The 24,292-nt window shown below is 36.3% G+C and carries 18 protein-coding genes; 12 read left to right on the plus strand and 6 right to left on the minus strand.

Translation table 11 applies throughout. The annotated features are described in order from the left end of the window. Nucleotides 1-66 precede the first annotated feature (66 nt). The 3 genes from NST66_RS28650 (at nt 67) to NST66_RS28660 (ending at nt 2,031) form a co-directional block, all read left to right on the plus strand. Complete coding sequence (locus NST66_RS28650; RefSeq protein ID WP_042992644.1) at nt 67-726, plus strand: DUF1796 family putative cysteine peptidase; 660 nt, start codon at nt 67-69, stop codon at nt 724-726. Between the two features lie 118 nt (nt 727-844). Beyond that, a complete protein-coding gene (locus tag NST66_RS28655; RefSeq protein ID WP_034655895.1) occupies nt 845-1,141 on the plus strand; it encodes a helix-turn-helix domain-containing protein in 297 nt (98 codons plus the stop codon). 8 nt (nt 1,142-1,149) lie between these two features. Further along, nucleotides 1,150-2,031, plus strand: a complete 882-nt coding sequence (locus NST66_RS28660) for an IS3 family transposase (protein ID WP_310876640.1) — start codon at nt 1,150-1,152, stop codon at nt 2,029-2,031. 637 nt (nt 2,032-2,668) lie between these two features. Here the strand turns inward: NST66_RS28660 and NST66_RS28665 are convergent. Together NST66_RS28665 and NST66_RS28670 are read right to left on the minus strand one after the other, a co-directional pair. Further along, nucleotides 2,669-3,079: a type II toxin-antitoxin system PemK/MazF family toxin gene (locus tag NST66_RS28665; protein ID WP_310876639.1), complete on the minus strand. Its 411-nt coding sequence runs from the start codon at nt 3,077-3,079 to the stop codon at nt 2,669-2,671. Between the two features lie 2 nt (nt 3,080-3,081). After that, entirely contained in the window at nt 3,082-3,381 is a 300-nt protein-coding gene (locus NST66_RS28670) for an AbrB/MazE/SpoVT family DNA-binding domain-containing protein (protein ID WP_310876638.1), read from the minus strand. Nucleotides 3,382-3,637: 256 nt separating this feature from the next. On the opposite strand from NST66_RS28670, the gene NST66_RS28675 reads away from it, so the two are divergent. The 7 genes from NST66_RS28675 to NST66_RS28705 all read left to right on the plus strand — a co-directional run bounded on the left by NST66_RS28675 (nt 3,638) and on the right by NST66_RS28705 (nt 7,922). Further along, nucleotides 3,638-4,705, plus strand: a complete 1,068-nt coding sequence (locus NST66_RS28675) for a DNA sulfur modification protein DndB (RefSeq protein WP_310876637.1) — start codon at nt 3,638-3,640, stop codon at nt 4,703-4,705. A 5-nt stretch (nt 4,706-4,710) separates the two neighbouring features. Further along, entirely contained in the window at nt 4,711-5,769 is a 1,059-nt protein-coding gene (locus NST66_RS28680; protein WP_310876636.1) for a DNA sulfur modification protein DndB, read from the plus strand. A gap of 145 nt (nt 5,770-5,914) precedes the next feature. Beyond that, nucleotides 5,915-6,076: a hypothetical protein gene (locus tag NST66_RS28685; protein WP_310876635.1), complete on the plus strand. Its 162-nt coding sequence runs from the start codon at nt 5,915-5,917 to the stop codon at nt 6,074-6,076. Nucleotides 6,077-6,185: 109 nt separating this feature from the next. Continuing rightward, nucleotides 6,186-6,569 (plus strand): response regulator transcription factor, encoded by a 384-nt coding sequence (locus tag NST66_RS28690; protein ID WP_310876634.1) that lies wholly within the window; start codon nt 6,186-6,188, stop codon nt 6,567-6,569. 277 nt (nt 6,570-6,846) lie between these two features. After that, nucleotides 6,847-7,104, plus strand: a complete 258-nt coding sequence (locus NST66_RS28695; protein ID WP_310876633.1) for a hypothetical protein — start codon at nt 6,847-6,849, stop codon at nt 7,102-7,104. Then, a complete protein-coding gene (locus tag NST66_RS28700) occupies nt 7,104-7,526 on the plus strand; it encodes a hypothetical protein (RefSeq protein WP_310876632.1) in 423 nt (140 codons plus the stop codon). Before NST66_RS28695 ends, NST66_RS28700 begins: the two co-directional genes overlap by 1 nt. Nucleotides 7,527-7,595: 69 nt before the next feature. Further along, complete coding sequence (locus NST66_RS28705; protein ID WP_310876631.1) at nt 7,596-7,922, plus strand: hypothetical protein; 327 nt, start codon at nt 7,596-7,598, stop codon at nt 7,920-7,922. A 140-nt stretch (nt 7,923-8,062) separates the two neighbouring features. Here NST66_RS28705 and NST66_RS28710 read toward each other — a convergent pair whose 3' ends face one another. The 4 genes from NST66_RS28710 to NST66_RS28725 form a co-directional block, all read right to left on the minus strand. Then, entirely contained in the window at nt 8,063-8,734 is a 672-nt protein-coding gene (locus NST66_RS28710; RefSeq protein ID WP_014462092.1) for a sulfotransferase family 2 domain-containing protein, read from the minus strand. Between the two features lie 612 nt (nt 8,735-9,346). Further along, a complete protein-coding gene (locus NST66_RS28715; RefSeq protein ID WP_014462093.1) occupies nt 9,347-9,922 on the minus strand; it encodes a MerR family transcriptional regulator in 576 nt (191 codons plus the stop codon). 1,055 nt (nt 9,923-10,977) lie between these two features. After that, the gene (locus NST66_RS28720) at nt 10,978-11,910 is read right to left on the minus strand and encodes a tyrosine-type recombinase/integrase (RefSeq protein WP_340843869.1); all 933 of its coding nucleotides are present in this window, start codon (nt 11,908-11,910) and stop codon (nt 10,978-10,980) included. A gap of 177 nt (nt 11,911-12,087) precedes the next feature. After that, nucleotides 12,088-13,476 (minus strand): replication initiation protein, encoded by a 1,389-nt coding sequence (locus tag NST66_RS28725; protein WP_310876629.1) that lies wholly within the window; start codon nt 13,474-13,476, stop codon nt 12,088-12,090. Nucleotides 13,477-14,463: 987 nt separating this feature from the next. Here NST66_RS28725 and NST66_RS28730 point away from each other — a divergent pair. Next, on the plus strand, nt 14,464-15,357 hold the full coding sequence (locus NST66_RS28730; protein ID WP_098113942.1) for a transcriptional regulator: 894 nt from the start codon (nt 14,464-14,466) through the stop codon (nt 15,355-15,357). 176 nt (nt 15,358-15,533) lie between these two features. Then, nucleotides 15,534-24,292 (plus strand): tandem-95 repeat protein (locus NST66_RS28735; protein WP_340843870.1); only part of this gene is annotated, 8,759 nt, incomplete at its 3' end.

Here is a 24,292-nt window from a genome sequence, read left to right on the forward strand (position 1 = left end):
TTTTTTACAACTAGTACAATTCAATTCACTATTTAATATAGTAGGTCATAAAAAAGGAGAATTCTGTTGAACCTAAAAGAAATTAAGGGATCATACGATGTAATTGTTAGCTTAGGCAGTGCTTGTAATCCTGCAATGGAATTAAAACGCTTAAATTTAAGGACATTCTCTGGACCACTAGACTGGAGTGTATCTCTATCACTTTCTGATGTTAATAGGTTACTGAAAAATAAATTCAGCAATTTTATGGAACTTGAAAACATGCAACTAACTGATGGAGCGTTTGCATTTGTCGATGATGGGGTCTTAATTGAAGGGGTGCAATCTTATTTAATAGAGGATACTCATTATAATATTATTTCAGTCCACGATTTCCCAATCATTCCACATCAACATTGGAGTGCCACATACACCTCCTATAAAGAAAAACTTACAAATCGAATTAATCGTTTTATAGAAAAAATCACAACCTCTGAATCTGTTTTATTTATTAGATGGGCTGCTACCTATGAGCAATCTTTAGAATTACAAGCAATTTTAGAACAGATTGTTAAAGGTAATTTTAATATTCTTATTCTATGCCCTGAAGAAGGATTCAAGGGTGTAAGTGAAATTAATTGGGGAATTGATAAAGTATGTGCAGTCAAAGTACCGAGACTCCCTAATGACCTGGAAACATGGAATTATGTTTTAGAAGGTATAACATTAAGTTCTAGAAAACAATAAAATGAAAGCATAAGAAGAGTTTCAAAATAAGAGAAGCAACCTCATACTGGTATGCTCCCCTTATAGTAGACAAATAAAAGAAAGCAACCTATTCTGTCTACTATGGAGGGGATTTTTTATGGGGAAAAAGAGGAGAACATTCAACATTGAGTTTAAGAAAAAAGCAGTCGATTTATATCTTTGGGATGGAATGGGCTGTAAGGCCGTTGGAAAAGAATTAGGGATTGACCATACAACCGTTCTGCGCTGGGTTCGACACTTTGAAGCTGAAGGCCTGAAAGGCCTTGAAGAAAAAAGAGGAAAAACACAAGGCTCTACAATAGGGCATCCATCTACTTATCCAGAAGATACAGAAACAAAAATAAAACGATTAGAAGCTGAGAATGAAATGTTAAAAAAGCTCTTACAGGTGTAAAAGGAGGAATGAAAGCAGTACCTATCCAAAAGAAATATAAAGTTATTAAAGAAATGTCAAAGAAACGCTTCTCTATCTGCCTCTTATGTAAAATTGCAGAGGTTTCTAGAAGTGGCTATTATAAATGGCGGAACCGTGAGGATTCCCCTTCTCATAAGCAATGTGAAGATAGAAGAATGAAACAAAAAATAAGAGAGTGCTATCAAAAGTTCAGAGGTATCTATGGATATAGGAGAGTACAGACCTGGTTAAAGGTCGTATATGGATTACATGTAAATCACAAACGTATTCAACGGTTAATGAAAGAGCTGAAGCTAAAAGCTATTATTAGAAAAAAACGGCCATATTATCGAAAAAAAGAAGCTTTCGTTCTGTCATCTAATCATCTGAACAGAGAGTTTAAGGCTTCGCAGCCTAACCAGAAATGGGTAACCGATATCACCTATTTAATTTTTAATGGACAATCTTTGTATTTATCAGCGATTAAAGATTTGTACAACAATGAAATTGTTGCCTATAAGATAAGTTCGAGGAATGATTTGAAATTAGTAATGGATACACTCGAAATTGCCAAGAAACGAAGAAATGTAGAAGGAGTCCTCATACATAGTGATCAGGGAATTCAATATACATCTCGTGCTTATCATCGCTTCTTAAAAGCGAATGGGATGAAAGTTAGTATGTCTAGAAAAGGCAACTGTTGGGATAACGCTTGTATAGAGAGTTTCTTTAGTCATTTTAAATCGGAATGCTTCTATCTATATAAATTCCAAACAGCCAATGAGGTCAAAAATGCCGTTCACCAATACATAAATTTTTATAATCATGAACGATTTCAACGAAAATTAAATAACCTGAGTCCTTATCAGTATAGAACTCAGGTTGCATAGGTAGTTTTCTTAAGACTGTCTATTTGACAGGGGTCACTCCATACCTAATGGCATTGGAGAGAGGTTGCTTTTTTATGATTCACACTCGTCGAAGAATGAATAACACAGCAAGTAAATAATAATGTTATTTTTACATAATGTAACATAAAAAAATAATATTACAATAAATACTGTGTTTTTAAGTATGAGCATATGTATAAAAAGTGCGCTTTTTATACATTCGGCTTTTATTCACCTCAAGATAAAACGCTGATGTATCAAGGATGTATAAAAAGCTGCATAAAGTAAGTCGTCATATTATCTTAAACCCCTTGTGCCATAAGGGGTTCTTTTTGTGATGTCTTCCGGAAAGAGGTATTATGTAAACTTCTGTTGTATATAGTATTCATAGGGAAAAGTCGATACATACATTTAAAATGTGACAAATCAAGCCAGGATTAAAAGGTTGTGAAAAGTAAATGTTATAGAATGTTATTAGTTTATTTTTAGCGAGGATTAGCCCTCTATTGGAATTAATCAATACGATTGCTTTAGTATGGATTGTTTTTTTGTTAAGTAAGAAAAAAAGGTGAGAAGGTATTTTTTAGAATTCAAAATACCTTCTCACCTTTTTTTAGTGTCTAGAATCATAATTATTCTACTCGTCGTCTTCAGGATAAGCTATGATTCCCATTATATTGTCCACAATGTCTGTGAAAAATTGAGATTCTGTATCAACTTTACCGATTACAATTGCATCTCTAGCATTTAAATCGATTGATCTAACATTGTTTAAAAGGACTACGCCTTCTAGTACAGAAAAGTGGAGATGTTCAGGTAGTAAGTTTGTATTAGGTGTTTCAATTCCCTCAGGGACTTTTAGTTCAAAAGTATGTCCCATAATCTTTGTAGTGACTGGTACGGTCACAGCCATAGAGTTCAGAGAAGAATCAATAAATCCATCTGATATTACGATTGAGGCGCGATATCCGTGTTGTTCATGACCTTTTGTGGGTCGAAGGTTACACCAGACAATACTACCTCGTTCTACATTCCCTATAATTGTCATTGTTAAATCTCATCCCCCATAGAATCATCGATCATTTCACCTTGCGACATTTCTGGCTTGTTTTTGCCGCGCTTGGACAGATACAGATCACGTAGTTCTTTATTAGATTTACGCTTACGTTTTTCAGCTGGTTTCAACAAAATACCTTGTTCAGGAATCAGTTCCATTTGTACTTTAGCTCCTAATTTTAAATCGGTGGTTTCTAAGAACTCTTGTGGGATACGGATACCCGCGCTATTGCCCCATTTTCCAACGGTTGTTGTCGCCACATATATCAGTCCTTTCTCATGTTTTCGATTCAATTATATCACCACCTTCCAATTGTGTATATCCAAAGTATATCCAAATTACAAAAAAAGGTGCAAAAAACTAATAAATTCATTCAAAAATGTGGACTTGCCTATGCCTAAGTTTTGTAAAAAAAGACTATTTTATGTTTTTATGAAACCTAAACAAATAAAATTTTCAAAAAATGTTGAATAATTTGTTTATTTTTGTAAAAATTACTTTAAGCTATAAGAACTAAACAAATATAAAAAAATTAAAGGAGTAGTGAATTTGGATCTTAGAACTTTATCTAATAAGAAGAATAATTACCTAACGTTAAAAGGAATAAGGGGTAGACAATTCACTCATAATGTAATTTCTATACAATGTTCTGTTAATGACATTCTAAAGTTTCTGGAAATAAAACGTGAGGTGCAAAGGGAATCTGATGATAATAAGATATCTAGCATTTCAAAATATATTCAGTATGGTTTAGATGGTAATGATATTTACTTCCCACCTTTAATTTTTTCAGCCAGAGGACAAGGCACTTATGAGGAAGAAAATTATGAATACCGGTTGGCATTGGATGAACGTTTAGTAATTTTAGATGGACAACATCGTATTAAAGCATTTAAAATGCTAAAACAGCGCTTAGAGTCAAGAAATGATAGCGTTAACTTGGATAAGATTAAAGATTTTCCTTTAACTATACAAATCTATGAAAATTTAACTTTAGAACAAGAGAGACAATTGTTTACTGATATAAACTCTAATGCTTCGGTTGTAAATAATAGTTTATTAATTATGTATAAGGAAGGAGACTTATACGGACGACTTGTAAAAGAAATTGTTTATAGACACCCAACTATACCAGAAGAGTTATTTGAAACTAGGTTAAGAAATACGAGATCCAAATTAATGACGGCCTTTACTTTATATTTGGTTGCGCTATCATTAAACGATGGCGGTTACAATAAGGATCATAAAAAAACTATTAGTAATACAAACTTTGCTGAATATAAACAAAACACTGAAGATTTTTTAACGTTGCTAAGAAAATATGCTCCTATTGACGCGTTTGATAGAGATAAATATGTAATCTTTTATCCTAACGTAATAATGGCAATTGCAAGATATATAAACGAGGCTAAAAAACAATACCCTGATCAAAAAATGGAAGATTTTTTTGAAAAAGCTGTTGGCCAAGTTAATTGGTCTCATAAAAATAAGCAATTCTCAAAGATAGCTAGTTCCTATAATTCTCAAACAAAGAAATATAAATTTGGAGTGAGAGGTAAGACAAACAGAGTTATGTCAGAATTTTTATTAAATATTTATCGTAGTGGAAAGAAGTGATATAAGTGTTTAATGTGAAGGTTTTAGGAACAATTGATATTATTAACTCTAATAATGAAAAAGGTGTCCTTTCCTCCCAGATGAGAGTAAAAGATATCTTAGGTCTTCATGAAATAGATAAAACTATAAACAGAGATATCTCTTATTCAAGACTTCCTAAAATTGTTAGTTATTTGGAAGATGAAGATACCAAGACCGGGATATTCTTTCCTGCATTTGTGTTCTCTTTCAGAGGAAATCCTCTTCCTTATTATCATAATAATTTTGAATTAGAGATTCCAGAGGATAAACGTTTGATAGTTATAGATGGACAACATAGAATCAAAGCTTTAGAAAGATATATTGAAAAAATTTCAGAAACCAGTAAAAAAGAACTTATTTTAAACAGTTGCCTTACGGTACAGATTTATTTTGGACTAACTCTAGAAGATGAAAAAAGACTTTTTGCTGATATAAATTCCAATGCGAAAAAAGTTTCTATGTCTTTGATTACGAAATTTGATAGTAGAGATATTTTAAATGTATTAATCACCGAATTATATAATGTTTCAGATGCTTTGCAAGTAGCAAAAATTGAATTTGAGAAAAGCAGACTTGCTAGGCCAAATAATGATGCTTTTTCAACAAGTATGAGATTAAAAGGACTTGTTGCAATTATATTATTTGGTAAAAAGTCTCTAAACAGTAGAGAATTGGAAATATTAAAAAAGCAATATGATGATGTTATCAGTTTCTTAAGTAAATTATTTGAAGAACTTTTTAGGGCATTACCTACTAATCCAGGTAATGTACTAAAATCAATTTTGGGCCACTATGGAACGCAGCAAGCATTAGGGTACTACATTCATAATTCAATAATACTTAGAAACAGTAATACAGTAAGTTGGGTCAACAATTGGGAGGAAGAAATTGAGCAATTAGGTTCCATAGATTGGACTGTTACTAATCCTTTATGGAAAAAATTCTTAGATGTAAATCGTAAAAATACCTCTTATGAGTATTTTGTAATAAGTGAGTTCTCAGCAGATAAACTGTATGAAGTCATAAAGAAACAACTTTATTAAGATATAAAAAAAGTAAGGCATTCTTGAAATGCTTTGCTTTTTTATTTAAAAAATTAAAATTAGCAATTGACTATGGTAATTATAACCTTTAATATAAAGATAAGCAACGTTGCAACGTAATTTAGTTGTTTGAAAAGGAGAGCATATGAGCAGGGTTAAAGAAGGTAATCGAAGACTTACATGTGATATTCCAGAAGAGTTACACAAAGAGTTGCGTTTCTTAGCTGTAGAGAATGATACAAGCATTACGAAGTATGTAAAGACTTTATTAGAAGAGCATGTGAAAGAAGTAAGAAAAGAAAAGTAAAACAAACAAAGAAAGGGCACTTCCTCTGCAAAGGAAGCACCCCATGTAGAACTTAATATGGACCTTAATTATAACATGGGTTGCCCTCAAAAAATAGGAGGGTCTTATCATGGATCAAACTGAAAAATTGTTAATAGGTATCGAGAATATCTTAAGTGTAGCTTCTGATTTAGTACAAGAAGTAGATCGCCTTAAACGTGTTGAAGAAGAATGCCAAATACTTAAAGAAAAACTTTTTTTGAAACAACTTACGTCACCTGAACAAGACATCTTTGCTCTTGCACTTGATGGCCATTCTGTTAAAGAAATGCAAGATATTTTGTTCAAAGAAGAGAACACAATTAAGACTCAGAGACGCAGCATTTTACAAAAATTAAACGTTTCTTCGATGAAAGAAGCAATTAATCTTTATAAAGAAACTATCCAGACTTCTTCTCAAAACTTCACGAATTATCATCAAGATATCTTTCAAAAACTCGTTAAAACTTCATAAAAGTTGAGGGTACGTTGAGTGGACAGTAGGTCAACATTTGCAAAAAGGCGTAAGATTTGATGTCGACAGTAGGTCAACATTAGGTGCTTTTTTTACTCTTTAGGTCAACAGCAGGTCGACAGACTGGAAGTTTTCATGGGGTCACTTTTTTGAGGGTGAAAACGTTGTTTTGCTGGGCTTTGCCCAGCATATCATAGCCAAATGATATCAAAAACCCCTTATGCTCTTCTCTACTCGTACTGGAAATTTTGCAATTTGATAGAAAAGGAATGATTTCATGGATATCTTTTTACGAAATATTGATCCGGTTGCTATGCAAAAAGTTGATGCACTAGCGAAAGAAAATGGGATGTCTCGTCAACAATTCTTGAAAGAACAATTTGAAGTATTAGCTTTTTTTAATGAACAAGTAGAAAGAGAAAAAAGATTAGAAGCAATTATTCATCAGAACATCGAAATGATGAAACAATGTGCGATATCAATTGAAAAGATGAACGACATGATATATGAACTGATGGGAGATGTAGAGGAGTAATGGAAACACAACGACGTATGATTACACTTGATAAAGAAACGGATCAATACATCCAAGATTATATGGCTGAACATAAACTTCGTTTCCCAGGAGAAGCGATTATGGATATCTGTAAAAAGTATCGAGAAGAAAAAAAGAAAGAATGGTCGTTAGACTACATTACGGAAACCGTTAGTAAAAATCTCCATGATGTATTAAAAAGCGAACTTAAAAAAATTCGATTAGGAACAAATAGTGCCGATAAAAACACACAAATTCTTATCGAATTCATGAATGGATTGTATTTTCACCATGGCTATCAGGGAATTATGACAACTGATCTTATGGAGCTAGAAGAAACTAAACTTGCCAAAAAAGTTGTAGGTGAACGTATTGTGAATCAAAGACAAAAACGGCTAGATAAGGAAAACCCTAAAAACTAAAATAGCCTTTAAGGCTAGCTAGGTAGGCTTAAGCCTACTTTTCCTTTTAGTAAACGAGGTGAATATAGCTTGATATGTAGTTATTGCGGTACAGAAGGATTAGAAGATAGCTGCTCTTTTTGTGGGGCTAATTTAAATATAAAAAGACCCAAACTAAAAGAATTTGTGGTCTTAGAGGATGTTGAGAAGCCTTTTAATGAACTTTCATGCTTTCATACGTATGATTTGTTAGTTTTATTGCGTTCGGTACGTAAAGAAAGGACAAAGGCTTATGATTTAATGCTAAGGCTTAAAAAGGATGACAAGAGCCCTCAAATTATTCAAATAACACGTAACTATTTAAAAGACCTATATGAACCTTATACAAAGCGTATGAAGCTTATATGGCTATATTAATTAAATGAGACATAATCCCTTTATCATAAAAAATTGAACTAACTATATATGGGATTTGATACCGCATTTTTTTTAATAAGGTAACCTTTTCTTATATATTAAATGAAAGCTCTCTCTATTGAGAGCTTTCATTTTTATTTCTATAAATCATTTATTTGTTTGATGAAATTAGATTTTATATACTGAAACAGCTCTATATCCAACTCATTGTGCTTTTCTATTTTCTTAATGATATCAATGGGGACTTCGTTGAGCAAAGGGCGAGATTTTGTCACATTCACCTTCTTATATTTAATATTTCCCCATTTGAATTTTTTCTTTAGTAACAGAAGCGATTCGTTAAACATTTCTGTTATTCCTATTGATCCAAATTCCAGCAAGTTTTCTTTCGCTTTCTCTACGCTTAGTTGAGATTTCACCCCGCAAATTTGTTTAGTTTGGCCATTTGTAGCTTGAGGGTCCCAATCAATGTAGTCTTCAAAAGACATATGTTTCATGTTCTCTTCATAATACCCTGGATACGATTTCAAAAAATAATATAATGATATGACACGCTCAACCGGATGACGCATCATACTAAAATAAACATAGGGGTGAGAAAAAAATTCATGTATTCCATAGAAATGATGGCCGGATATAGCTTTTATGTTTTTTTTATCTTCTTCTTTTAATTGGCTAAACTGTTTATTCATCTCTTCTAAAGGAACATGATCGTATATTTCATTTTCAGAGTAGAACTTTTTAAAAATATTATTAAGTGTGGTTCCCCCTGTTTTAGGAATGTGCATAAAGATAACAACTTTTTCATCCATTTGAAATTGCACCTCTCCTCTAATTGCCTATAAGAATATCAGTTCCATAAATGGATTATTGATAAATTTTACGTATCTTTTACAATAAAAATGTTACAAAGACACACATTTCTTTTTAGGAATAATAAACCGTGGATCTTGCGTAGGAATTAGATACCGATCACATAAACAATGGAGAATTTCTAGTGGTCGATATTTATGTTGGACAGAGCAAATCAATCATTGTATATTTGATGAACGCCATCAAGATACCAATAGGCAGTTTCTACGACAGCTATGGTATTTTCATTGGGTACTTGATTCAAATAACGAAAGAAGTATCGTGCTAAGAAAAGCTTCTAGAGGACGTGGTACTCCAGGCGGATAAACCAGAGTTTATGTGTTTAAAAATAGGATGCCATCAAATGGACAAACTGTATTAGTAAAAGCTGCCACACCTGTAAATTCCCCTTCAAGAACTTATAGAATTGTTTAACAATAATAAATTTCTTCTGGCAACTAAACATAAAATCTTAAAATTTACTATTTATTCATCGAAAATAAACGATAAAAGCAGCAGGATTTTCTGTAATGCACAAAAAACCCTGCTGCTTTTATCGTTTAAGTAACGTATTAACCCCCAAAAATCTTACTCCAGAATCCTTTTGGTTTTGAATCAAGATTTTCTTGGGCGGCCGCGATAAGTTTTTTTGTATCACTAATTTCACGTATGGCACTAGTCAATTTCTCATCGCGTTTCTCTAGATTGTTTTCAATGTATTTGTCTTGGTGGTCTAGTTTTTCTGTAAGTTTCTTTATAAGGCTTCCTTGTTCATCTAGTCGTTGGATAAGCGCTAATTGAAATTGCTCATCTTTTTCAGAGCGATTAAGCAACTCTTGAACTTTTTCTTCAAGGGATTGTACTTTTTTTTCAAGGTTTGATTGAACTTCCACTGTCTCCGGTACAATTTCTCCTTGAAGCCACTGGTTTATCATCTTATAGCTCCAGTTTTGCTCTTGAATTCTTTTTTTTATTTCAGTTAATAAATCGATGTTTTGTTTGTTATAGCGCCTATGCCCGCCTTCTGTTCGTTGAATTTGGAGATTGAATTCTTTTTCATATAAGCGAATAAGATCTACACTTAATCCAGTTAGCTTTACTGTGTCTTTCAAAGTATAGACTACTTCATCTTTATTTTTTTCATGCATTTTTCTAGGATTCTCCTTTCTGTATAAAAATCTAGATATACTTTGAAGTTGATATATCAGTGTTAATGGCAATTCTAGAATGCGGTTTTGCGAGATATTATTCAAGATTTATATTTCTAGTAAAATTCTATTAATTACTTTATATTCCTGTTTTTTATGTACATTTTTCTTTTTCTTTCGCTAGGCCTTTTATTCTTCCTTTTCAATTCTAGATGAAATCATAAACTTTTCAAGAGTAAAACTGTTTATTTTAAATGTAGATAGATTATATATAAAGTTCAAAAAAAGCAACTTAAGGATCAACATTAACTCTACTCGATTAAAACTTTGTTTTAGCCAATGTCTGCAAAAAAGGAGTTTTAACTGTTAAGAAATATCTTTGTTAACAACTGATTCACATCTTTTCCTCTCCTAAAGTCCAAAGAAACTAGAGTACCTAGAAAGCTTGATATAAAATAGCTTCAGACGAATCTAGAATGTACTTTCTCTAACTTTAATTCAAGTATTTTGTGTAGCTCATTAAGTATTTTGTGTAAGATAATATAAATCCTATATACCTATATCTTCTGGATTTATTACGTTGGTTTAATGGAACTTCTTTTTTGTTTATACAATTCTTATAGAATTATTTTTCGAGTTAAAATTAATCTTAATTTTTTCTAAGTTATTTAAATTTTATAGCAAAAGCTAGAAATACAATGAACCATTGAAAATAAAGGGTTTTTAACGAATCTAGAGTGAACTTCTTCTAGATTTTAGCTGAGAATAATAAATCTAATTAAATTCTAGATGATTTTACAAGAAATTTGTTGTTATACAACCAAGACATGGCCGCCAAATTCTAAATTTGTAATGCTTGAGAAGGTTGTTTCCATCGCAATCGACTTTTTAAAACAGTTAAATTTTAAAAAGTGGATCATTAAGTTAAACTAAAGTTAAACTTAATGATTTTTTCTAAAATTAACTAAGGTGAAAATAAAATTAAGTTTAACTTGTAAAATAAAAATCACTTACATAAAAGATGTTTTGGTGAAAAATAAGTTGAACTTAATATTTTATTTTGTCTTTAGATATCGCTTAAATCGATATAAAGCATGGCGGCTGGACAATCCAAAGTAATAAATAATGTGTTCGTTTGAATATCCATCATGAATTTTGTTAAGTATACAACTGTTTCGAAAGTGAGTAGATCTTACAATTGCTTGTATGCCTGAACGTTTGACTTCTCTTTCAATCATACGTTTTGTACCGATTATACTAATCCTTCTAGGTTTATTTAAATTGTAATCATACCAATAAACCATTTTTTGAGGATGAAAAGAAATAAATAACGGATCATTTGTATAATCCTTAGGTCTAAATAACAGAGGGATTGTTAATAGGTAATCATATATGGTTTTCTTATCGTGTTTAGAAAGCTCTAAGGTGCGTTTTGATTTGCCTGTGTTTACCGTTAATGTATTCTGTGCAAAGTTAATGTCTTGTATATTTAAAGATACAACTTCGTTAATGGTAAGACCGTAACGAAGCATTAAGATGAACATGGAATGGTTACGCGGACCTATATATTTATGTATCTGCAATTGAATATCACTTAAATGTTCGTGACTTATAACTGAATCTAAAAGAATTGAAGCATCCGATTCAGTTATAAAATCAGTATCAGTTAATGCTCGTTGTTTTTTTGTTGTTGCTTGTAAAAGTCCAATATCATCTGTGAGGCTATAATACTTTAACATGCCATTTAAATGTGATGCTACACGCCTCAGATTAGCTTCTGACAAGTTTTTTTCTTTTAAATAGGTAAAGTATTCTTCGTAATATTTCTTGTCTCCTGGCAAAGTTTCTGAAGGGATATTGGGATGAGATTCATTTAACCATTCAAAAAACTGTTTTAGATCATGCTTATACATTGATATTGTAGAAGCCTTTTTTTTAGATTCAACTAAATGAGATAAGAAATCTCCAAGCAAAATAAAGTTATTCAAATAAGACACACCCGATCTTTTAGGTAAATTTAATATACTATTATTATAACAAAAATATTAAACAAGCTTACTAAAATGATTTTTTCTTTATGTATATTAAATTTACCTAAGCGCAAAAAAAAGACGTGTAAAAGCCATCTCTGCAAGGCAAGGTTTTACACGTCTTTTTTTCTATAGCTAATTTCTATTTAAAACTTTACTTTGTAAAAAGTTTTTATACATTTTTTTTAACTCTTTATTTTTAAAATCCTTAACAATTCTTGGTTCTAAGCCTAATTTTTCACGTTTATTATAATCTTCTTCCATATTTCGAATGACTTCTTGTAAGCCTGCTTCTTGGGCTTTTTTTATTTCTTCTTGGGTAGGTTGATCTGAACTTAGAATCAGCATTCTTTTTAATTCTTGAAACTGCAAGAGCTTTTCTTCAAATTCTATTTGAGTTCCATTTTCTTTTAAAAATGATTCTTGCTTCTCTTTTAAAGTTGCATCCTTAAGAATTTGTTCTTTATCTCTAGCTTGTGCTATAAAATCTGGAACTAATTCTTTTTTTGCACCCTTTTTGGAGTTAATACGTTTTGATTCCTGTGAGACCTGGGCATAATCTTTTTGAATCGCTTTTACTACGTAGGAATGAGGGTGAGTCACATCTCCTGTAATCAAACGATCTTGGGTGTATCTTATATTTCTTTCTAGGTGTTCTTGTGTAAATTCTGATAAAAGCCACTCTATTTTTTCTGCCTTAACCCCTAAGCCTGCTAAATCATTCTCAAGGCTGTTTGTGTTGTCTTCTAATTTCGAGAAGGATTGATTTAATTCTATTTTTTTCTCTTGAGTAGAACTAGAACCATTCAATGCAGGCGAACTGGTAATAATAAATTCTATGGACGTTACTTTTCTACCAGTTTTTATTTCCACGAATTCAAAGTGGATATCCGTTTTATTATTGATTTCTTTTTGAGCTACTGCTAATACTTTGCTTTTAAAATGGCCATACTGTTTATACTTAGTAGGTTCAATAGCTAAAAAATGACGTAATTCTTCAAGAGTGAGTTCCCTTTTTCGCAGACGCTCATATTGCTTAAGCAACTCATATATACGAATGGAATAGACCGAATTTAGTCTCACTACATTCTCTAATTGGTACGATGTGAATTTCTCCTTAAGCTCTAAAAACAGATACTTTAAGCTAGGATGAAACTGTAATGTTATGTACCCTTCGTTTTCTTCATAGATAGACGTGATTACCCAGTTGTAATTTCTTTGTCTGCCTTTTTCTTTTATCGTAAGAATTTTGGTTTGAAGTCCATTTACAATTTCTTTTAGGTACGAATAAAAACCAGTGCCTTTCTTATTGCCTACGATTTCGATAAAATCTTTAGCTCGAAACCTATAGGTCTTCAACGTTTCATCATTAGGCTGCACTTTAGATGCCATGATTAGAAGAATTCTTTGTTCTTGTAAAGATAATTTATATGTACTCTCAATGAGGATGTTTGATTTAGTCACCCAGTTTTTGATATTTATACTTTCCAAATCATATGGTTGAACGACACTCGTTTTCTTCATAAAATCCCCCATATTTTTCTAAACTATCACTAAAATATCATAAAAGTGATACTGTGTAAATTTCATGTTGAAGAGCAACCCGTCCTTATAATTTAAATATCACGCAAAATCAGTGATACTTCATGAGGGTTTTAACTCTGAAAACCTTACTTCTTCTTAATTTATTAAGCTCATAATTCATTTTAATACGCAAAATTGGTGATACTTGAAACTTGTTTGCCTTGTCTACGCAAAATTAGTGATACTTAAAGTATGTCTATAGCATCCACGCAAAATTGGTGATAGTTAAGCCATAATTGCACTTTTCACGCAAAATTAGTGATAGTTCGCGCAAAATTAGTGATAGTTTCACGCAAAATTAGTGATAGTTTCACGCAAAATTAGTGATAGTTCGCGCAAAATTAGTGATAGTTCGCGCAAAATTAGTGATAGTTTAGGCTTATAAACCTTGTAATATCAGTGCATACAGAGGGTCTAAAACAATAAAACAATAAAAACAAATATATAAAACAATATATAAAACAGTAAAACAACATAAGAGAGTAGTTGTTTTTTTATTTTACAACTTTCAAGATTAATAATTAAGTAAACAGATATATTTGTAGTGAGTTCTTTATAATATTAGAAGTATATCCAAACGAAGTAATTTTTAATCATAGTTAAAATACAGAGGTTTTATGAGGAGATCATGAATTCTTATTGAATTATAAGATTAATAGACGGTATAATAGAGTCACCAAAACAGTGCGGAATATAAAAAGACTCCAACGTGTGCAAGTGGTGCGCCAACACCCTTACACCGTTAACCCTAAAACCACTAGGGAAAACACCTGTCGAAGTCCTAATACATAAATTTAGTTACGCCTTTATTTTATCGGATAATTAAATTTATTTCAAGGGCGTAGTCTGTCAAAAAATCCGACATCGTTTTCCTATTTCACGGGATGCGATGTCTTTTTTTGTTCCTGAAAAGGAGAGGATAGACTAATGTCTACTACACGTATGCTTACCGCAGAAGAATTTGATTATATGAAAAATTATCAGAGTTTCATAGAAAACCGTTCTCAACATCAATCAATGAAACGAAAATTACTTAAAGAAATTATAAACCTTTATGGAGAAAAGTTTTATCGCCTCCATGAAGGAACTAGAAAAGCTTTAGATCGGCTTTGTTGGTTTGCTGCAGAAAAAGGATTTTGCTTTCCTGGTAGTACATATTTAGGTAAAACCTACGAAAAGTCAAAAGGAACAATCGATCGTCATTTAAAAGAACTACGAAAACAAGGACAAATTATTACTGTATATCGTCGTTGCCCTCGTAACAATGGAAAGGGAAATCCAGTGCACTTATTTGTGAATCACCCTTTTTTTAATCACTGGGTTAAGTATTTACAGCTTGACTTAGAGTCTAATGTTGAAGCAGATGTTAAAACAGAAAATACTGAGAACGCTTGGGAGAGTAAGAGTAAAGACACAAAAAAACAGTCTACCTATAATTTATCTTTAAAAGATTTAAATAAATATATACGTAATGATGTTAATTTTAAACTCTCGTCTGATTATGTACCATCTTACATACCAAAATCTTTTAAAAATGCTGTAACACCTTTTTTTTCATGTGCAGATGATATTTATGATTTATGGAGAAAAGTCCGATTAGCTTACAAAGCGAGCTGTTTAGAAAAGCCCCTGGAAGATTTAAGTTTCCTTCCTGTTCAAGCGTTTAAAGAGACTGTTTTTGCTTATAAAAGCAATCGTATAAAAACTAACTTTGCAGCTTATTTTTTTGGAACGATTAGAGGAATATTTGTGATTGAGCGTAGAAAAGAAGTTCAGCGAAACGGTGGGAGTAGGCTTTTTTATAACTTTTTAGACTCCTAAATTAGAAAACAGATAATATTATTTATACATATTTTAAGTCAGAACGAGCGTTGTTACGATTTAACAATCTGAAAAATATTATCTTTTGTACCCAAAATGAGACGGGTCTATATACACATTTCTATTGGTACTTTACATATACTGTTACGATTTATTTTATTATGAGAGGTGAGTAAATGCCATATGTTAATCGGTTTTTAACCAATGCTAATGGGGCTGTTACATTTACAGGAAACACTTTTGGCTTAAATAAACAAGCCAATGCTAATGCTCCTGGAACAGCAGGCTCAATAGGAACTTTTTTCAGTGTAAATCCAAGCTCCATAGATGGATCGTTTCCTACAGGAACTACGGCAAATTATCTACAAAGCTCTTCTAGTGCAGTTTTAAGAATCCCATCTACCACTACTCAAATTCTTTATGCAGAATTAATATGGGGTGGAAGCTATCTTTATGGTGGAGAAGATGTTAGCGCAGCTTTAAATAACGCTGTGACTTTTATTACTCCTACCAGAACAGTTAGCGTGCAGCCAGACACGGCTACACGTTTTACCTTAACAACTTCAAGCTTTTATTACGTTCGTAGTGCAAATGTTACGAACCTAATCTCTCAATCAGGTACTTATTCGGTATTAGGAGTTCCAGGAACACAAAGTACAACAGAAAACAATGCCAATGCAGCTGGATGGACATTGGCCGTAGTCTATGCTGATCCTTTACAGAAATCTCGTAACTTGTCCATTTTTGTTGGAGCAGAATTAACAAGTTCAGCTACAGGAAGCTCTACGGCAGCTGTAACTGGGTTTGGTACGCCTATTACAGGAACAGTAAATGGTAGATTATTAGTAAGTGCTATTGAAGGGGATTCAGCTATAGTAGGTGATCAGCTCCAATTTGGCCCTACGGTTGCAGCTTTACAACCAGTTTCGGGGCCGAATAACCCTGTAAATAACTTTTTTGCTTCTCAAATTAATAATGATAGTGGTGTATTAGATACAAGTGGACAATTTGGCAGTTTAAATAGCACACCAGGAGGTAGCTTATCCGGTGCGAGGCAGGGGTGGGATATTACCAATATTGACGTCTCAGCTCGTTTATCAAATAACCAAACCAGTGCCGTCGTACGTGGAACGACGAGTGGAGATACTTACGTTATTAGTGCTTTAGCTCTTCAAGTAGATATTAATGCACCTGTTTTAAATGTATCAAAGTCTGCCAATGTTACATCCGCTCGAACAGGAGATATTATTACTTATACAGTCCAAGTAAGTAATACTGGTACAGCTTCTGCCAATGTTCTAATAGCTACAGATCCATTGTCTTCAGCAACAACTTTTATTCCTAATAGTTTGCAAGTGGATGGAGTTACTCAGACAAATGCAGATATCCGAAATGGCCTGTCACTTGGTACATTAAATATTAACCAAACTCGAGTATTGACATATCAGGTTAGAGTAGTTGGTCCTCTGACAGCAATCTCTTCTCTTGGTAATCAAGTCTTTATTAATTACCAATTTGAAAGTACACCAGGAAATATATTAGCCGGATCAGGTGCTTCTCCTGTCAATAGTGTAACAACTATTAACACTCCTCCTACAGTTCCTAATTATACTATTACAAATCCGGAGGACACTGTAGCAATTGGAACAGTCATTGGCAATGATATTGACGGGAACCCTCTAACTTACCGTATTGGCACGAGACCGGCTAATGGAGTAGTAACTGTTAATCCTAATGGGCAATTTGTCTATACCCCCAATTTAAATTTTAATGGAACCGATCAATTTACAGTTATTGTAGACGATGGGCAAGGAGGAACAGCTACTTCTGTAGTAACCATTATAAATACGCCTGTAAACGATAATCCCGTTACTCAAAACTATGCAGTTATTACTAATGAAGATACCCCTTTAGTTGGTCAGATACAAGCTACAGATGTAGATGGTGACTTACTTACTTTCCAATTACAATCTCCCCCAACAAACGGCACAGTTGTCGTAACTAATAGTGGAGCTTACACGTATACCCCCAATTTAAATTTCAACGGAAATGATCAGTTTACGGTGTTGGTGTCAGATGGGCAAGGAGGAACAGCAGTTTCGACAGTGACAGTGACAGTAACGCCTGTAAACGATGCACCGACGGTGCCAAACTACACGTTTACTACACAAGAAGATAGCCCTGTGGTAGGAGCAGTCGTAGGGACCGATGTAGATGGGAATTCTCTTAGCTATCAGCTGCAAAATAGGCCAACAAATGGAATTGCCGTAGTAAATGCAAATGGCACATTTAGTTATCAGCCAAATCTAAATTTTAATGGAAGTGATCAATTTACAGTATTAGTCTCAGATGGCCAAGGAGGAACGGCGGTTTCAATAGTAACGATTAATGTCATCCCCGTAAACGATCCCCCAATTACGTCCAATGTCAGTTTTACGATTGCGGAAGATAGCACGTTAATTAATCGAATAGTGGCAGTAGATCCTGACGGAGACCCGTTAACGTTTAGTCTGCAAACAACGCCAGGCAACGGAGTAGCTGTGGTGAATGGGGACGGAACGTTTAGTTATCAACCGAATCTGAACTTTAATGGGACGGATCAGTTTACAGTGTTGGTGTCCGATGGTCAAGGCGGCACGGCAGTTTCAACGGTGACGGTAATAGTCACGCCAGTGAATGATGCACCGACGGTGCCAAATTACACGTTTAGTACGCAAGAAGACAGTCCTGTGGTAGGAGCAGTGGTAGGAACGGACGTGGATGGAAATCCTCTTAGTTATCAGCTGCAAAATGGTCCAACAAATGGAATAGCTGCAGTGAATGCAGATGGAACGTTTAGTTATCAACCAAACTTGAATTTTAATGGGACGGATCAGTTTACGGTATTGGTGTCAGACGGTCAGGGAGGAACGGCGGTTTCAACGGTGACCGTTAATGTTATCCCTGTCAATGATCCCCCAATTACGTCCAATGTTAGTTTTACGATTGCGGAAGATAGCACGTTAATCAATCAAGTAGTGGCGGTAGATCCCGATGGAAATCCGTTAACGTTTAGCTTACAAACGGCACCGGGCAACGGAGTGGCCGTGGTGAATACGGATGGAACGTTTAGCTACCAGCCGAACCTGAACTTTAATGGGACGGATCAGTTTACAGTGTTGGTGTCCGATGGCCAAGGAGGAACGGCAGTTTCAACGGTGACGGTAATAGTCACGCCAGTGAATGATGCACCGACGGTGCCAAATTACACGTTTAGTACGCAAGAAGACAGTCCTGTGGTAGGAGCAGTGGTAGGAACGGACGTGGATGGAAATCCTCTTAGTTATCAGCTGCAAAATGGTCCAACAAATGGAATAGCTGCAGTGAACGCAGATGGAACGTTTAGTTATCAACCAAACTTGAATTTTAATGGGACGGATCAGTTTACGGTATTGGTGTCAGACGGTCAGGGAGGAACGGCGGTTTCAACGGTGACCGTTAATGTTATCCCTGTCAATGATCCCCCAATTACGTCCAATGTTAGTTTTACGATTGCGGAAGATAGCACGTTAATCAATCAAGTAGTGGCGGTAGATCCCGATGGAAATCCGTTAACGTTTAGCTTACAAACGGCACCGGGCAACGGAGTGGCCGTGGTGAATACGGATGGAACGTTTAGCTACCAGCCGAACCTGAACTTTAATGGGACGGATCAGTTTACAGTGTTGGTGTCCGATGGCCAAGGAGGAACGGCAGTTTCAACGGTGACGGTAATAGTCACGCCAGTGAATGATGCACCGACGGTGCCAAATTACACGTTTAGTACGCAAGAAGACAGTCCTGTGGTAGGAACAGTGGTAGGAACAGACGTGGATGGAAATCCTCTTAGTTATCAGCTGCAAAATGGTCCAACAAATGGAATAGCTGCAGTGAATGCAAATGGAACGTTTAGTTATCAACCAAACTTGAATTTTAATGGGACGGATCAGTTTACGGTATTGGTGTCAGACGGTCAGGGAGGAACGGCAGTTTCAACGGTGACCGTTAATGTTATCCCTGTCAATGATCCCCCAATTACGTCCAATGTTAGCTTTACGATTGCGGAAGATAACACGTTAATCAATCAAGTAGTGGCGGTAGATCCCGATGGAAATCCGTTAACGTTTAGCTTACAAACGGCACCGGGCAACGGAGTGGCCGTGGTGAATACGGATGGAACGTTTAGTTATCAGCCGAACCTGAACTTTAATGGGACGGATCAGTTTACAGTGTTGGTGTCCGATGGCCAAGGAGGAACGGCAGGTTCAACGGTGACGGTAATAGTCACGCCAGTGAATGATGCACCGACGGTGCCAAATTACACGTTCAGTACGCAAGAAGACAGCCCTGTGGTAGGAGCAGTGGTAGGAACGGACGTGGATGGAAATCCTCTTAGTTATCAGCTGCAAAATGGTCCAACAAATGGAATAGCTGCAGTGAATGCAAATGGAACGTTTAGTTATCAACCAAACTTGAATTTTAATGGGACGGATCAGTTTACGGTATTGGTGTCAGACGGTCAGGGAGGAACGGCAGTTTCAACGGTGACCATTAATGTTATCCCTGTTAATGATCCCCCAATTACGTCCAATGTTAGCTTTACGATTGCGGAAGATAGCACGTTAATCAATCAAGTAGTGGCGGTAGATCCCGATGGAAATCCGTTAACGTTTAGCTTACAAACGGCACCGGGCAACGGAGTGGCCGTGGTGAATACGGATGGAACGTTTAGTTATCAGCCGAACCTGAACTTTAATGGGACGGATCAGTTTACAGTGTTGGTGTCCGATGGCCAAGGAGGAACGGCAGTTTCAACGGTGACGGTAATAGTCACGCCAGTGAATGATGCACCGACGGTGCCAAATTACACGTTTAGTACGCAAGAAGACAGCCCTGTGGTAGGAGCAGTGGTAGGAACGGACGTGGATGGAAATTCTCTTAGTTATCAGCTGCAAAATGGTCCAACAAATGGAATAGCTGCAGTGAACGCAGATGGAACGTTTAGTTATCAACCAAACTTGAATTTTAATGGGACGGATCAGTTTACGGTATTGGTGTCAGACGGTCAGGGAGGAACGGCGGTTTCAACGGTGACCATCAACGTTATCCCTGTCAATGATCCCCCAATTACGTCCAATGTTAGCTTTACGATTGCGGAAGATAGCACGTTAATCAATCAAGTAGTGGCGGTAGATCCCGATGGAAATCCGTTAACGTTTAGCTTACAAACGGCACCGGGCAACGGAGTGGCCGTGGTGAATACGGATGGAACGTTTAGTTATCAGCCGAACCTGAACTTTAATGGGACGGATCAGTTTACAGTGTTGGTGTCAGATGGCCAAGGAGGAACGGCAGTTTCAACGGTGACGGTAATAGTCACGCCAGTGAATGACGCACCGACGGTGCCAAATTACACGTTTAGTACGCAAGAAGACAGTCCTGTGGTAGGAGCAGTGGTAGGAACGGACGTGGATGGAAATCCTCTTAGTTATCAGCTACAGGTTGCGCCAGTAAACGGAGTAGCTGTGGTGAATGGAGATGGAACATTTAGCTACCAGCCAAACCTAGATTTTAATGGGACAGATCAATTTACGGTATTGGTGTCAGATGGTCAGGGGGGAACGGCGGTTTCGACCGTTACAATAAACGTAATTCCAGTGAATGACCCTCCAATCACCGCTGATTTAGCATTTACAATTAATGAAGATACACCTCTTACAAATCAAATTCCAGCTTTTGATCCAGATGGGGATCCGTTGACATTTACTTTGCTGAATCCGCCTCCGTCAAATGGAAGTGTTGTATTAGGGGCAAATGGAGTATTTACCTATACACCAAATTTAAATTACAACGGAATGGATACTTTTGGTGTGCTGGTATCAGATGGTAAAGGAGGAACTTCCCTTTCTACTGTGACCTTAACAATAGTGCCTGTAAACGATCCGCCAGTAGGAGGAGATAGAGCTGTTACAACGACCATTAATCTTCCTGTTACAAGCAGCATACCTGCTTCAGACCCTGACAACGTTACTCTAACCTATACTCTTCAACAAAATCCAGATAATGGTGCAGCCGTCATAAATCAAGATGGTACATTCATTTATACACCTAATAACAATTTCATAGGTAATGATCAATTCACCATATTAATAACAGACCCAGAAGGAGCCACTGCACTATCGACTATTTTTGTAACGGTCCTTGAAACAAACGGAACTACAACTTCACAGGATTTGCAAATCTCTACTGATGAAGACACACCAGTAACAAATCAAGTAATTGCTACTAATGTAAATGGAAATCCACTTGTTTACACTATTGAAAACCCACCCATTAATGGAGTAGTAACAATTGATTCTAATACAGGAATATTTACGTATACACCGAATGCAAACTTTAACGGTTCAGATGCTTTTGTAGTATATATAACTGATAACTTAGGAGGAAATGCTACTGCATCAGTTATCGTTACAGTTATTCCAATAAATGATTCTCCAATTGTTCCAAATTATCAGTTGACGACTAACGAAGACACACCTGTAACTTCTATGGTAATTGCAACTGATATTGATGGTAATCAGCTGGATTATTCGTTACAAAATGCTCCAGTGAACGGAATAGTAAACGTAGGGTTAGATGGGATGTATACCTATACACCGAATGCAAACTTTAATGGAACTGACCAATTTACCGTACTAGTAAGCGACGGCCAAGGAGGAACAGCCATCTCCACCATCACGATTACGGTTCTGCCAGTAAATGATCCACCAGTAGGTCCGGTGGTGGTGACGTTGGTTACCAATGAAGATACGGCAGTATCGAGTCAAATTACAGCGTTTGATCCAGATGGAGAGGTGCTGACGTACAGCTTACAAGATCCGCCAACAAACGGAGTGGCAGTGGTAAATCCAGATGGTACGTTCACGTATACGCCAAATGAAAATTATAATGGTCCGGATACATTTACGGTGTTAATAAGCGACCCGTCGGGCGCATTTATAGTGACAAATGTATTTGTGACGGTCACGCCAGTGAACGATGTACCAGTGGTGCCGAACTATGAGTTTGTGATCAACGAAGACACGAGTTTAAATAGCCAAGTGGTGGCAACAGATGTGGACGGAAATCCCCTAACATACGGGTTACTGACAGGTCCGGTGAATGGAACGGTGGTAGTAAATCCAGACGGAACCTACACGTATACGCCAAATGAAAATTACAACGGGGTAGATAGCTTTAGTGTCGTAGTAAGCGACGGCCAAGGAGGAACGGCCATTTCCACCATCACGATTACGATTCTGCCAGTAAACGATCCACCAGTAGGCCCAGTGGTGGTGACGTTGGTTACCAATGAAGATACGGCAGTATCGAGTCAAATTACAGCGTTTGATCCAGATGGAGAGGTGCTGACGTACAGCTTACAAGATCCGCCAACAAACGGAGTGGCAGTGGTAAATCCAGATGGTACGTTCACGTATACGCCAAATGAAAATTATAATGGTCCGGATACATTTACGGTGTTAATAAGCGACCCGTCGGGCGCATTTATAGTGACAAATGTATTTGTGACGGTCACGCCAGTGAACGATGTACCAGTGGTGCCGAACTATGAGTTTGTGATCAACGAAGACACGAGTTTAAATAGCCAAGTGGTGGCAACAGATGTGGACGGAAATCCCCTAACATACGGGTTACTGACAGGTCCGGTGAATGGAACGGTGGTAGTAAATCCAGACGGAACCTACACGTATACGCCAAATGAAAATTACAACGGGGTAGATAGCTTTAGTGTCGTAGTAAGCGACGGCCAAGGAGGAACGGCCATTTCCACCATCACGATTACGATTCTGCCAGTAAACGATCCACCAGTAGGTCCAGTGGTGGTGACGTTGGTTACCAATGAAGATACGGCAGTATCGAGTCAAATTACAGCGTTTGATCCAGATGGAGAGGTGCTGACGTACAGCTTACAAGATCCGCCAACAAACGGAGTGGCAGTGGTAAATCCAGATGGTACGTTCACGTATACGCCAAATGAAAATTATAATGGTCCGGATACATTTACGGTGTTAATAAGCGACCCGTCGGGCGCATTTATAGTGACAAATGTATTTGTGACGGTCACGCCAGTGAACGATGTACCAGTGGTGCCGAACTATGAGTTTGTGATCAACGAAGACACGAGTTTAAATAGCCAAGTGGTGGCAACAGATGTGGACGGAAATCCCCTAACATACGGGTTACTGACAGGTCCGGTGAATGGAACGGTGGTAGTAAATCCAGACGGAACCTACACGTATACGCCAAATGAAAATTACAACGGGGTAGATAGCTTTAGTGTCGTAGTAAGCGACGGCCAAGGAGGAACGGCCATTTCCACCATCACGATTACGATTCTGCCAGTAAACGATCCACCAGTAGGTCCAGTGGTGGTGACGTTGGTTACCAATGAAGATACGGCAGTATCGAGTCAAATTACAGCGTTTGATCCAGATGGAGAGGTGCTGACGTACAGCTTACAAGATCCGCCAACAAACGGAGTGGCAGTGGTAAATCCAGATGGTACGTTCACGTATACGCCAAATGAAAATTATAATGGTCCGGATACATTTACGGTGTTAATAAGCGACCCGTCGGGCGCATTTATAGTGACAAATGTATTTGTGACGGTCACGCCAGTGAACGATGTACCAGTGGTGCCGAACTATGAGTTTGTGATCAACGAAGACACGAGTTTAAATAGCCAAGTGGTGGCAACAGATGTGGACGGAAATCCCCTAACATACGGGTTACTGACAGGTCCGGTGAATGGAACGGTGGTAGTAAATCCAGACGGAACCTACACGTATACGCCAAATGAAAATTACAACGGGGTAGATAGCTTTAGTGTCGTAGTAAGCGACGGCCAAGGAGGAAC

The sequence above is a fragment of the Priestia sp. FSL W8-0524 genome (assembly GCF_038005965.1).
GTDB classification, from domain to species: Bacteria; Bacillota; Bacilli; order Bacillales; family Bacillaceae_H; genus Priestia; species Priestia zanthoxyli.

Bases quoted from the DNA above. Each gene is read 5' to 3' on its own strand.
- NST66_RS28660 (WP_310876640.1), top strand. From the start codon at position 1,150: ATGAAAGCAGTACCTATCCAAAAGAAATATAAAGTTATTAAAGAAATG.
- NST66_RS28730 (WP_098113942.1), top strand. From the start codon at position 14,464: ATGTCTACTACACGTATGCTTACCGCAGAAGAATTTGATTATATGAAA.
- NST66_RS28725 (WP_310876629.1), bottom strand. From the start codon at position 13,476: ATGAAGAAAACGAGTGTCGTTCAACCATATGATTTGGAAAGTATAAAT.
- NST66_RS28715 (WP_014462093.1), bottom strand. From the start codon at position 9,922: ATGCATGAAAAAAATAAAGATGAAGTAGTCTATACTTTGAAAGACACA.
- NST66_RS28685 (WP_310876635.1), top strand. From the start codon at position 5,915: ATGAGCAGGGTTAAAGAAGGTAATCGAAGACTTACATGTGATATTCCA.
- NST66_RS28700 (WP_310876632.1), top strand. From the start codon at position 7,104: ATGGAAACACAACGACGTATGATTACACTTGATAAAGAAACGGATCAA.
- NST66_RS28710 (WP_014462092.1), bottom strand. From the start codon at position 8,734: ATGGATGAAAAAGTTGTTATCTTTATGCACATTCCTAAAACAGGGGGA.
- NST66_RS28690 (WP_310876634.1), top strand. From the start codon at position 6,186: ATGGATCAAACTGAAAAATTGTTAATAGGTATCGAGAATATCTTAAGT.
- NST66_RS28665 (WP_310876639.1), bottom strand. From the start codon at position 3,079: ATGACAATTATAGGGAATGTAGAACGAGGTAGTATTGTCTGGTGTAAC.
- NST66_RS28655 (WP_034655895.1), top strand. From the start codon at position 845: ATGGGGAAAAAGAGGAGAACATTCAACATTGAGTTTAAGAAAAAAGCA.
- NST66_RS28695 (WP_310876633.1), top strand. From the start codon at position 6,847: ATGGATATCTTTTTACGAAATATTGATCCGGTTGCTATGCAAAAAGTT.